Source organism: Eubacterium sp. Marseille-QA0814 (assembly GCF_965119675.1).
Lineage (GTDB): Bacteria > Bacillota > Clostridia > Lachnospirales > Lachnospiraceae > Eubacterium_G.
The window spans coordinates 1,995,433-2,007,920 of sequence record NZ_CBCPMG010000001.1; the positions used below are offsets into that span (position 1 = coordinate 1,995,433).

At 34.0% G+C, this 12,488-nt stretch carries 10 protein-coding genes; all 10 read left to right on the forward strand.

Annotated features, from left to right (window positions below; genetic code table 11):
* Positions 1 to 155: 155 nt before the first annotated feature.
* Positions 156 to 1,451, forward strand: coding sequence for a leucine-rich repeat protein (locus ACQY63_RS09240; RefSeq protein ID WP_428245089.1), 1,296 nt, complete (start codon positions 156 to 158; stop codon positions 1,449 to 1,451).
* 167 nt (positions 1,452 to 1,618) lie between these two features.
* A complete protein-coding gene (locus ACQY63_RS09245; protein ID WP_428245090.1) occupies positions 1,619 to 2,890 on the forward strand; it encodes a leucine-rich repeat domain-containing protein in 1,272 nt (423 codons plus the stop codon).
* A 141-nt stretch (positions 2,891 to 3,031) separates the two neighbouring features.
* Complete coding sequence (locus tag ACQY63_RS09250) at positions 3,032 to 4,333, forward strand: leucine-rich repeat protein (RefSeq protein ID WP_428245091.1); 1,302 nt, start codon at positions 3,032 to 3,034, stop codon at positions 4,331 to 4,333.
* Between the two features lie 319 nt (positions 4,334 to 4,652).
* Entirely contained in the window at positions 4,653 to 5,642 is a 990-nt protein-coding gene (locus tag ACQY63_RS09255; RefSeq protein ID WP_428245092.1) for a LacI family DNA-binding transcriptional regulator, read from the forward strand.
* 218 nt (positions 5,643 to 5,860) lie between these two features.
* Positions 5,861 to 6,511 (forward strand): ribulose-phosphate 3-epimerase, encoded by a 651-nt coding sequence (rpe, locus tag ACQY63_RS09260; protein ID WP_022165123.1) that lies wholly within the window; start codon positions 5,861 to 5,863, stop codon positions 6,509 to 6,511.
* A 15-nt stretch (positions 6,512 to 6,526) separates the two neighbouring features.
* Positions 6,527 to 7,429 (forward strand): allose kinase, encoded by a 903-nt coding sequence (alsK, locus tag ACQY63_RS09265; RefSeq protein WP_412335964.1) that lies wholly within the window; start codon positions 6,527 to 6,529, stop codon positions 7,427 to 7,429.
* Between the two features lie 423 nt (positions 7,430 to 7,852).
* Complete coding sequence (locus ACQY63_RS09270; RefSeq protein ID WP_428245093.1) at positions 7,853 to 8,773, forward strand: sugar phosphate isomerase/epimerase family protein; 921 nt, start codon at positions 7,853 to 7,855, stop codon at positions 8,771 to 8,773.
* Positions 8,774 to 8,806: 33 nt separating this feature from the next.
* Positions 8,807 to 9,913 carry a sugar ABC transporter substrate-binding protein gene (locus ACQY63_RS09275; protein WP_412335968.1) on the forward strand — a complete coding sequence of 369 codons (1,107 nt, stop codon included), beginning with the start codon at positions 8,807 to 8,809 and terminating at the stop codon, positions 9,911 to 9,913.
* Between the two features lie 78 nt (positions 9,914 to 9,991).
* Positions 9,992 to 11,488, forward strand: coding sequence for a sugar ABC transporter ATP-binding protein (locus ACQY63_RS09280; protein ID WP_022165119.1), 1,497 nt, complete (start codon positions 9,992 to 9,994; stop codon positions 11,486 to 11,488).
* Between the two features lies 1 nt (position 11,489).
* Positions 11,490 to 12,464: an ABC transporter permease gene (locus ACQY63_RS09285; RefSeq protein ID WP_296963618.1), complete on the forward strand. Its 975-nt coding sequence runs from the start codon at positions 11,490 to 11,492 to the stop codon at positions 12,462 to 12,464.
* Positions 12,465 to 12,488 lie beyond the last annotated feature (24 nt).

The following is a 12,488-nucleotide window of genomic DNA, read 5'->3' on the forward strand; positions in this document are numbered from 1 at the left end:
TATATATATCAAACAAAATAAATCAAAGAGAAAACAGGAGGAGATTAAGATGAGAAAATCAAAATTTTTATCAGTATTAACAGCAACAACTTTGGCATTAACATTAGCAGTTCCAACAGTAATGCCATTAGAATTAACAACAGGAGGAGATTAAGATGAGAAAATCAAAATTTTTATCAGTATTAACAGCAACAACTTTGGCATTAACATTAGCAGTTCCAACAGTAATGCCATTAGAATTAACAACAGGAGTAGTAAAGGCAGTGGAAGTTACAACTACAGCACCTAGTCAGAAAATTGAAGGGCGTTGTGGTGACAATGCCATTTATAGCTACGATGAAGCAACTCGAACATTAACGATTAGTGGAACAGGTGCTATGTGGAATGGCACTAATTATTCACGTTTAGGCAATGTTGACAAAATTGTAATAGGAAAAGGAATTACAGTAATTGGTGAAGACGCTTTTTCACCATTTATCGTTGGCAGCGCTGAAATATCAGATACAGTAACAACAATTAAGAGTAACGCATTTCACTATTTAGATTCAATTACAATTCCAAAAACAGTTAGAACAGTTGAGACAGATGCTTTTTATAGTGTAGGAAAAGTTGTAGTAGAAGGAGATATGAATAATTTCCAGTATGGGGCATTAGGTAATGAAGCAGACTATGTTCAGTTAAAAGGAAGTGCCGAGACATTAGGTCTTGCATTAGCAAAAGTAAAAAGAGAATATTTATCAGTTACAATTACTAAGGATAATAACAGAGTCAGAATCGCAAATGGGTGTTTAGTATCATCTGACGGTAAAACAGTTTACTACCACATTTCAGATAGCAACAAAGTAACAATTCCTGATACTGCAGTAACAATTAAATCAGCAGCTTTTTATAATCAGGGAATTTCAGAAGTAAAATTAGGCAAGAATGTAACAACTATTGAACCATATGCATTTGCAGAAAACCCAGTATCAAAATTAACTACAAACTCAAAGTTAAAGAAGATTGGCAGATGCGCATTTAAGGGAACAGATTTAAAGAAAGTTACATTAAAGAGCAGTGTGGCAATGAGTCCAAAGGCATTTGACCAGAAAGTAATATTGACTTCTACAAAGTCATTAAAGAGTGCAAAAACAGTAATGACAAGTGCAACTTTCAAAAAGAATAAAATTAATGCTAAGTTTGCAAAATTAACAGGTGCCAAGGGCTATCAGGTTCAGATTAAGAAAGGTGGCAAGACATATAAGTATTTTACAACAAAAACAAGCATTAAGGTTAAAGCCCCTAAGGTGTTCAAGAAAAAATACAACGTTAGCTTCAGCTATGATATAGATAACTATACATCAAAGATTGAAGGAAAGCCTGCTTATATTTCAGTAAGACCATACAAGATTGTAAAGAAAAATAAAAAGTCTTATGGTAAGTGGAGCGAAAAGATTGTTTTAACAAAATAAAATAATAAAATAATGCAAAGCCCTTGGAAATTATGTAAAATTAATTTCTGAGGGCTTTGTTATAGGGTCTATGAAAAAAATTAAAGCTGATGCAATATTTTTTGAAAAGCCTTCGTTCTATATATATCAAACAAAATAAATCAAAGAGAAAACAGGAGGAGATTAAGATGAGAAAATCAAAATTTTTATCAGTATTAACAGCAACAACTTTGGCATTAACATTAGCAGTTCCAACAGTAATGCCATTAGAATTAACAACAGGAGTAGTAAAGGCAGTGGAAGTTACAACTACAGCACCTAGTCAGAAAATTGAAGGGCGTTGTGGTGACAATGCCATTTATAGCTACGATAAAGCAACTCGAACATTAACGATTAGTGGAACAGGTGCTCTGTGGAAGGGCACTAAGTATTCAAATTTAGGCAATGTTGACAAAATTGTAATAGGAAAAGGAATTACAGTAATTAGTACAGGCGCTTTTACACAATTCGAATTCGTTGGCAGCGCTGAAATATCAGATACAGTTAGAACAGTTGGGACAGAGGCTTTTGGTAGTGTAGGAAAAGTTGTAGTAGAAGGAGATATGAATAATTTCCAGTATGGGGCATTAGGTTATGAAGTACAGGAAGTTCAGTTAAAAGGAAGTGCCGAAACATTAGGTCTTGCATTAGCATTGGTAAATGACAGAGATCGTTTATCAGTTACAATTACTAAGGATAATAACAGATGCAGAATCGCAAATGGGTGTTTAGTATCATCTGACGGTAAAACAGTTTACTACCACATTTCAGATAGCTACACAGTAACAATTCCTGATACTGCAGTAACAATTAAATCAGCAGCTTTTTATAATCAGGGAATTGAAGAAGTAAAATTAGGCAAGAATGTAAAAACTATTGAACCATATGCATTTACAGAATCATACGTATCAAAATTAACTACAAACTCAAAGTTAAAGAAGATTGGCAGATGCGCATTTATGGGAACAAAGTTAAAGAAAGTTACATTAAAGAGCAGTGTAGCAATGGGTCCAAAGGCATTTGACCAGAAAGTAATATTGACTTCTACAAAGTCATTAAAGAGTGCAAAAACAGTAATGACAAGTGCAACTTTCAAAAAGAATAAAATTAATGCTAAGTTTGCAAAATTAACAGGTGCCAAGGGCTATCAGGTTCAGATTAAGAAAGGTGGCAAGACATATAAGTATTTTACAACAAAAACAAGCATTAAGGTTAAAGCCCCTAAGGTGTTCAAGAAAAAATACAATGTTAGTTTCTTCTATGATATATATGACTATACATCAAAGGATATAGATAACTATACATCAAAGATTGAAGGAAAGCCAGCTTATATTTCAGTAAGACCATACAAGATTGTAAAGAAAAATAAAAAGTCTTATGGTAAGTGGAGCGAAAAGATTGTTTTAACAAAACCCTTGTAAATTATGTAAAATTAATTTCTGAGGGCTTTGTAATCGGGTCTATGAAAAAAAAATAAAGCTGATGCAATATTTTTTGAAAAGCCTTCGATCTATATATATATCAAACAAAATAAATCAAAGAGAAAACAGGAGGAGATTAAGATGAGAAAATCAAAATTTTTATCAGTATTAACAGCAACAACTTTGGCATTAACATTAGCAGTTCCAACAGTAATGCCATTAGAATTAACAACAGGAGTAGTAAAGGCAGTGGAAGTTACAACTACAGCACCTAGTCAGAAAATTGAAGGGCGTTGTGGTGACAATGCCATTTATAGCTACGATGAAGCAACTCGAACATTAACGATTAGTGGAACAGGTGCTATGTGGAATGGCACTAAGTATTCACATTTAGGCACTGTTGACAAAATTGTAATAGGAAATGGAATTACAGTAATTGGTGAAGACGCTTTTGCAAAATTCAATGGCGTTGGCAGTGCTGAAATATCAGATACAGTAACAACAATTAAGGGTAACGCATTTAAAGATTTAAAATCAATTACAATTCCAAAAACAGTTAGAACAGTTGAGACAGATGCTTTTAATGGTGTAGGAAAAGTTGTAGTAGAAGGAGATATGAATAATTTCCAGTATGGGGCATTAGGTAGTGAAGTACAGGAAGTTCAGTTAAAAGGAAGTGCCGAAACATTAGGTCTTGCATTAGCAAAAGCAGATGACCCAACAGTTACAATTGCTAAGGATAATAACAGAGTCAGAATCGCAAATGAGTGTTTAGTATCATCTGACGGTAAAACAGTTTACTACCGCATGGCAAATCCAGATAGCTACACAGTAACAATTCCTGATACTGCAGTAACAATTAAATCAGCAGCTTTTTATAATCAGGTAATTTCAGTAGTAAAATTAGGCAAGAATGTAACAACTATTGAACCATATGCATTTGCAGAATCACACGTATTAAAATTAACTACAAACTCAAAGTTAAAGAAGATTGGCAGATGCGCATTTAAGGAAACAATATTTTTAGAGAAAGTTACATTAAAGAGCAGTGTAGCAATGGGTCCAAAGGCATTTGACCAGAAAGTAATATTGACTTCTACAAAGTCATTAAAGAGTGCAAAAACAGTAATGACAAGTGCAACTTTCAAAAAGAATAAAATTAATGCTAAGTTTGCAAAATTAACAGGTGCCAAGGGCTATCAGGTTCAGATTAAGAAAGGTGGCAAGACATATAAGTATTTTACAACAAAAACAAGCATTAAGGTTAAAGCCCCTAAGGTGTTCAAGAAAAAATACAACGTTAGCTTCAGCTATGATATAGATAACTATACATCAAAGATTGAAGGAAAGCCTGCTTATATTTCAGTAAGACCATACAAGATTGTAAAGAAAAACAAAAAGTCTTATGGTAAGTGGAGCGAAAAGATTGTTTTAACAAAATAAAATAATAAAATAATGCAAAGCCCTTGGAAATTATGTAAAATTAATTTCTGAGGGCTTTGTTATAGAAAGAAATCTCGTTGCAAAAGAAAATAGTTATTGAATAGGCACGTATCCAGAACAAATAATGTCGCAAGATACGTTTACGGTTCTATAGTTGATAAGTAAATTTAGTTATTTTATAATGATTACAGTGTCAAAAGGTTTTGCCCCGCTTGCATTTGCATAATTTTGAAAGTGCGAAGCGCGGAACAAGATTTGGGCATTTTGACATTCAAATCTTGAAAATAAGCTATAATCAAAAATTCAAAAGGAAGTAATCATGAGCAACAATTTATCAATCAAAGATATTGCCAGAATGGCAGGGGTATCTATTGCAACTGTATCAAGAGTAATTAACAAAAACGGAAAAGTGGCAAAAGATACTGAAAAGAAAATATTGAAGGTTATGGAAGAAAACAATTATGTTCCTAACCTTTTGGCAAAAGGAATTAGAACTAGAAAATCTACCATTATAGGAATTATTGTTCCTGATATTTCCAATGAATTTTTTAGTGAAATTGCTCAAAAAGTTCAAATGCTTTTTTTCGAAAAAGGTTATGCTAGTATTATTTGTAATACAAATGAAGATTACAGAATAGAAAACCAATGTTTGGATATGTTGCAGGCTCAGCAAGTTGCTGGAATAATTCATATTGTTTCCTCTACAAGAAAGAGAAAAAAAGCAATTCCAATGCCGACAGTTTATATTGACAGAGAACCAATGTACCTTGAAGGTGAAGAGGTTGTAGTTGTGGAGAGTGATAATGTTGAAGGAGGGTATCAGGCGACAACGGAAATGATAGAAAACGGATGCAAAAATGTAATTTGTATAAGTCCAGAACACAATGTTTCAACACACAAAAATAGATATTTAGGTTACAGGAAAGCTATGGATGAAGCAGGATTAAAGTCGAAATTGATTAAAACAGGAAAAATATCTCAGATTGATGGTTATGAAAAAGCAAAGAAATATATTAGGGAAAATAAAAATGTAGATGGTATATTCTCTACAACAGATATAATTGCCATTGGAGTAATGAAGGCTTTAAAGGAACTAAAAATACAAGTTCCAAAGGAAGTAAAAGTATTTGGATACGACAATAGTATAGCATCTGCCATAGCAACCACATCAATATCAACTGTGAAACAGCCAATTGATGAAATGGTGAAAATAGCTGTTTTACAATTAGAAAAATTAATGAATGAGGTAGAAGTAATAAACAAAAAAATAGTATTACCAATTGAAATTATAAAAAGAGAAAGTGTATAGAAGAACCAATATACCAAAGATGGAAATGTTACATTTGGTAGATAACAATGAAAAAAAATGAAAAAGTTTGGAAAAATTATCATTGACATTGTATTTGCTACAGTATAAACTAAAAATAAATAAGGAAGCTGTGGATGCAGTTTCTTTTAATTGCAAACGAATGTAAACGTTTACATTGAAGTAGGAATAAAATTACAAAATGAAAGGAAGGTATTGCAATGGAAAAATTATTATGCCCATCAATGATGTGTGCTAATTATGGAAATTTAGAAAAAGAGGTTCAGGAGTTGGTTGATGCAGGAGTAGACATTTTTCACATTGACATTATGGATGGACAGTTTGTTCCAAACTTTGGAATGGGATTACAAGATGTAGAATTTATTTGCAAGAAGTCAACAATTCCTGTAGATGCTCATCTTATGATTGAAAATCCTGGCAACTATGTGGAGAAATTTGCAAAGCTTGGAATTGATATTATTTATATTCATCCTGAAGCAGATGTTCATCCAACAAGAACACTTCAGTCAATTAAGGATGCGGGAGCAAAACCAGGAATAGCAATTAATCCTGGAACGGCTGTGGAAACTATTAAGCCATTATTACCATTTGTAGATTATGTAATGGTAATGAGTGTTAATCCTGGATTTGCAGGACAGAAATATATTCCATCAGTTGATGAGAAAATTCAGCAATTAGTTGATATGAAAGAAAAGTATGGATATGAAGTTATGCTTGATGGAGCATGTTCACCGGAAAGAGTTGAAACTTTATCAAAAGTAGGTGTTAAAGGATTTATTCTTGGAACATCTTCATTATTTGGAAAAGGAAAGCCATATAAAGAATTAATTGAAAATTTAAGAGCTTTATAAGATAAGGAGAGGCCTATGAACAAAGAGTGTGTTATTGGAATAGATATAGGTGGTACAAATATCAGAATAGGTCATACAGATGAGAATGGTGATTTGGCAGATTTTGAAAGAATATCAAGCAAGGAAACTTTCAAAGATGGCAATATTTCTGAGAGTATGGCTAAGGTTCTGGAAGACTATATTAAAAGAAATTGTAATGAATTTGAAGTTAAGCAAATTGCAATTGGAATTCCTGCAGCATTAAGTGCGGATAGAAAAGAAATTCTTCAGGTTCCAAACATAAAGGGAATGGATCATCTGTTTCTTGGTGAGGAATTGGAAAAGCACCTTGGTGTTAAGGTAGCATTGGACAGAGATGTTAATATGCTTTACTATTGGGATAAATATGACAAGAAATTATCTAATGAAGGAATTGGTGTAGGAATTTATATTGGAACAGGTGTAGGAAATGCGATTTTTATTAATGGAGAACCACTTGTAGGTCGTGATGGAGTGGCTGGAGAACTTGGACACATTCCGATGATAGGTGGACAAGACAGATGTGGATGTGGAAACATCGGCTGCTCTGAATGTTATGCTTCAGGTTGGAAATTAGTAGAAATTAAGGATGAATATTTTCCAGACATTGATATGAATGATTTATTTGTCATGAAGAGCAATGATTCAGTGTTGAAAAATTTTGTTGACAATATTGCTTGTGTTGCATGTTCGGAAATAAATATTTTGAATCCTCATTCAGTAATTTTTGGCGGAGGAGTAATTAACATGAAAGGATTCCCAAAAGATTATTTAGAAGAGAGATTATACGTTCGTATGAGAAAACCATATCCTGCAGAAACTTTGAAGGTGCAGTATTCAGAAGATAAAGTTGACAATGGTGTAAAAGGTGCCATTATCTATGCTAAGACTTTAGTATAAGTTTAAGATTGGAATGGCTGAAAATCAGTATAGAGTAAGTATTTGGTTTTGACTAACAATGTTATAAGTCTTAAGTTTGATTAAAATATAATAAATACATAATAAAAGTGTTGTTTTCATTCACGATTTTTTTGGAAAAATGAAAGAAAGTGAAAGAAAATGACACTTTTTTTATTCTGCCACAATAAGAAAACAGAAGATTTGACGAAAAATGTAACGTTTTATCACAATAAATTATACAATATGCACAAAAGAACAACTTTAAAACTGTGCAAAACGTGAAAAATAATGAAAAGTATTGACGAATAATGAAAAGAGTTATACAATTATGACAACAGATGAAAACATTTGAAAGAAAATGAAATCAAGCAAAAAGAACTAAAGACAATGAAAGATAAAGAGAAACATAGAAAGGAAGGTATTATGAACTACGCAGGAAGATTTAATTCATTTATATTAAAAGGCCAGAACGTCTTTGATGCAATTAAGGCATATCACGAAATGGACGGAATTACACATTTAGAATTTAACTATCCGGAACATTTCGCAGGATATGATTTAGAAGAAATTAAGAAAGCAATTGGAGACTTAAAGGTAAATGGTCTTGCAGTAAGATGGAGAAATTATTTTACAAATGGCGACTTCACTAATCCTGATAAGGAATTAAGAGAAAAAGCTATTCAGTATTGCAAAGAAGCCGCAGAGATTTGTAGAGAGCTTGGCGGAACATACATTACCCTCTGGATGGAGAATGATGGTTTTGATTATGCATTCCAACTTGATTACGAAGAAGCCTGGAATCAATTAATAGATGCTTTTAGAGAGGTTGCTGATTATGCACCTGATTTGAAAATAAGCATTGAATACAAACCATTTGAACCAAGGAACTTTTCAATGATAGATAGTACAGGAATGACCCTCCTCCTTATAAAGGAAATTGACAGACCGAATGTTGGATGTACATTAGATTTTTGCCATATGCTAATGAAGAGAGACAGCCCGGCATACGGTCTGGCGATAGCCGCAAGTATGGGTAAGCTATACGGATTACATATGAATGACGGATATTCACAAATGGATAGCGGAATGATTTTTGGATCAGTAAACATAGCACATGCGGCGGAGTTCATTTACTACTTAAAGAAATATAATTATCAGGGAGTTGTGTTCTTTGACACATTCCCAATTAGAGAAAATGCCAAAGCAGAAACTCAGGCAAACATTGATTCTTTCGAAAAGATTTCAAAAATAATTGATGAAATCGGAATGGACAGAATCGCAGAAGTTGTATCTAAACGTGACGGTGTAGAGGCCCATCGCCTTGTACTGGACATGTTAAAATAAGAAATTTTATAAAAGAAAAAGGAGAAAATGCAAATGAGAAAGAAAATTTTAGCAGTAGCATTAGCAGCAACAATGGTGTTCGGATTAGTTGGCTGCGGTAGCTCATCACAGAGTTCAGACAAAACAACAAAAGCGAACAATGAAACACAGGCAACAGAGGACTTCAACCCAGATAAGATTGAAGACAGCAAGACAATCGAAGATATCCGTAAGGACAACGGAGAAGAAGTTAAGGTTGCAAGTGACTTAAAGTTAGGTGCCATCGCAAAATCATTCTCAAATGAATTTTGGCGTAACTTTAAGAATGGTTATGAACAGTCAGCAAAGGTTATTAAGAAAGCCGGAGTTGATATAACAGTAAAAGTAGATGGAACAACAGATGAAGGTGATGAAATCGGACAGCAGACAATGACAGATAACCTTGTAAACCAGGGATACAGTGCATTAATGTTAAGCCCAATCTCAGATTCAAACTTAACATCATCAGTAGATAATGCTAAGAACAAAAAAATCCCTACAATAAACGTAAACGATGGATTAATTTCAGCAGCAGATTACTTTGTAGGACCTGATGCATACCAGAATGGTGAATTAGCAGCTGAATGGGTTTCAAAGAAACTTGGTGACAAGGGTGATGTTGCTATCGTTGTAGGTATGGCAAAAGCTTTCGCAGCTCGTGAAAGAACAGCAGGATTCAAGGGTTGGATTAAAGACAACAAGTCAGGACTTAATGTAGTAGCAGAACAGAACGCTGACTGGGATCGTCAGAAAGCTAAAGAATTAGCAAGCACATGGATTCAGCAGAAACCTGACTTAAAGGCAATCTTCTGTAACAATGATGATATGGCTTTAGGTGTAGTTGAAGCTGTAGAAGAAGCTAAGGCTGACATTTTAGTAGTAGGTGTTGATGGTATTGGTGAAGCTTATGATTCAATCAAAGCCGGAAAGCTTGATGCAACAGTAGATTCATTTGGATACTATATGTCACAGGTTGCTACAGAAGTAACATTAAGAATTTTAGATGGACAGGATATCCCAAGAGTAGTACATACTCCACAGGCACTTATTGATTCATCAAATGTAAACGAAGATGCAGCTCAGATCATTGGATGGAAAGATCCAACATATGTTGCAAAATAATTTAACTTGAAAATAAAAGGTAATTTTACAATGGGAGAAGGCACTGCTTTCTCCCATCTATAAAAAGGAGGAACTATTATGGCGAAGGCTGTTGAATTTGTTAATATTAACAAACGCTTTCCAGGAGTACACGTCCTTAAAGATATATCTTTTTCTGTAGAGGAAGGAGAGGTTCACGCATTATTAGGTGAAAATGGTGCAGGAAAATCCACACTATTAAATATATTACATGGGGTTTATCCGGAATATGAAGGCGAAGTAAAGCTTCATGGAGAGAAAGTAAGCTTTAAAGACACAAATGATGCTATTGTAAATGGCAAAATATCTAAAGTTCATCAGGAAACTTTAGTAGTAAAAGATCTTACTGTTGGTCAAAATGTAACAATGGGTTATGAACCTAAAAAAGGAGTCTTTATAGACTTCAAGAAAATGAATAGAGAAGTTGATGAAATACTGGCAGAATTAAATTGTAACTTTAAATCATCAGATTTAGTAAGTACATTGACAGCAGGTGAAATGCAGATGTTGGCAATTGCAAGAGCATTGTACCATCATTCAACAATTATCTCTCTTGATGAGCCAACAGCATCAATTACAATGAAAGAAACAGAAGCTTTGTTTGATGTAGTAAGAAAACTAAAGAAACAGGGCGTAACTATTTTATATGTAAGCCATAGATTGGAAGAAATTTTCCAAATCTGTGATAGAGCTTCCATTTTAAGAGATGGGGAATATATCCAGACAATGGACATTAAAAATACTACCAGAGAAGAATTAATTCATGCAATGGTAGGTAGAGATGTAGCAGCAGTGGCTTCAAGAACAAAACCAAGTCCACGAACAGACGAGGTTGTTTTAAGTGTAGAACATTTAACAAACGAAAATTATCAAGACGTAAGTTTTGAACTTCATAAAGGTGAAATCCTTGGTTTCTTCGGCTTGGTAGGAGCAGGAAGAACAGAGGTAATGAGAACAATCATTGGAGCTGACCAGAGAACTTCAGGAAAGATTGTTTTAAAAGGCAAAGAGGTAAAGAGCGGCTGGAATACTACAAAGGCTTTGAGAGCCGGAATAGGTTTATTACCGGAAGATAGAAAAACACAGGGATTTATGAATCTATCAAACAATTATGAAAACATAGCTATTTCCAGTTTAGAGAAATATATGACAGGACCATTTACAGACACAAAGAAGAAAGTCAAAAATGCTGAAAAGTTTTTTGAGGAAATGGATGTACATCCAAGACGTGTCGATTATATGACAAGTAATATGTCAGGTGGTAACCAGCAGAAAGTTATTTTAGCAAGATGGATGTCTACAGATGTAGATATTATCATTTTCGATGAACCAACAAAGGGTGTAGACGTAGGTGCTAAAGCTGAAATTTACAGACTTATGGAGGAACTTGTAGAAGCAGGAAAAAGTATCATAGTGGTATCTTCAGAATTACCTGAAGCAATGGGTATTAGTGATAGAATTATCATTATGAGTGAAGGAAAGATAACTGCTGAGCTTACAAACGAAGTTGATTTTGACGAAGATTCAATTCTTGATTTGGCAATTGGAGGTAAATAAAATGAAAAATATTTGGAATAAGTATAAGCGAGAATTTGTAGTTCTCATTGCTACAATCGCTATGTGTGTAGTATTTACAGCACTAAATAAAAACTTTTTGAATTATAGTAACTTTATAACAGTTTTACAGCAAATGGTATTAAATGGTATTCTTGCCGTAGGTATGATGTTCACAATCATAACAGGTGGTATCGACCTTTCAGTAGGTTGTACATACGCCATAACCGGTATCGTAGTTGCGTCATGTACAGTAACTTATGGAATGAATCCAGTATTAGCAATTGTTGTTGGTATCGTAATCGGTGCAGTTCTTGGTGCATTTAACGGATTCTTAATTAACAAATTAAAATTACAGCCTTTCATTGCTACACTTGGTACAATGAGTTTATACAGAGGTATTGCTTACGTAGTAACAGGAGGCGTACCGGTAACAAATGTTCCAGAATCATACAGAAACATTTTCAACGGTGAAATATTTGCCGGCGTTAGAAGTTACATTGTAGTAATGGTAGTAGTATTCGTAATTGCTCACATTATTTTATCAAAGATGAGAAGTGGTGATTACTTATATGCAATCGGTGGAAACGAAGAAGCAGCTAAACTTTCAGGTGTAAACGTAATCAAAACAAAATATGTAGCATACATTTTCTGTGGAATCTGTGCAGCAATCGCAGGTATGATTATGTTAGCAAGCTTAGGTTCAGCAGAAGCAACAGCAGGTCAGGCATATGAAACAAATGCCATCGCAGCAGCAGCTATTGGTGGAACAAGAATGGCAGGTGGTAAAGGTACAGCCCTTGGTACATTCTTCGGAGCATTAATGCTTGCAGTATTAAAAGTAGGTATGGTAGTAATCAACGTAGATTCTTTCTGGCAGTTCGTAGTAACTGGTATTATTATCATCGTAGCTTCATACTTCGAATTCATCCAGCAGGATATTAAGGGATTCGTTTCAAGACATAAAAAGACAGCTTAGTTTTAAGCTACAAAACAAAACCGC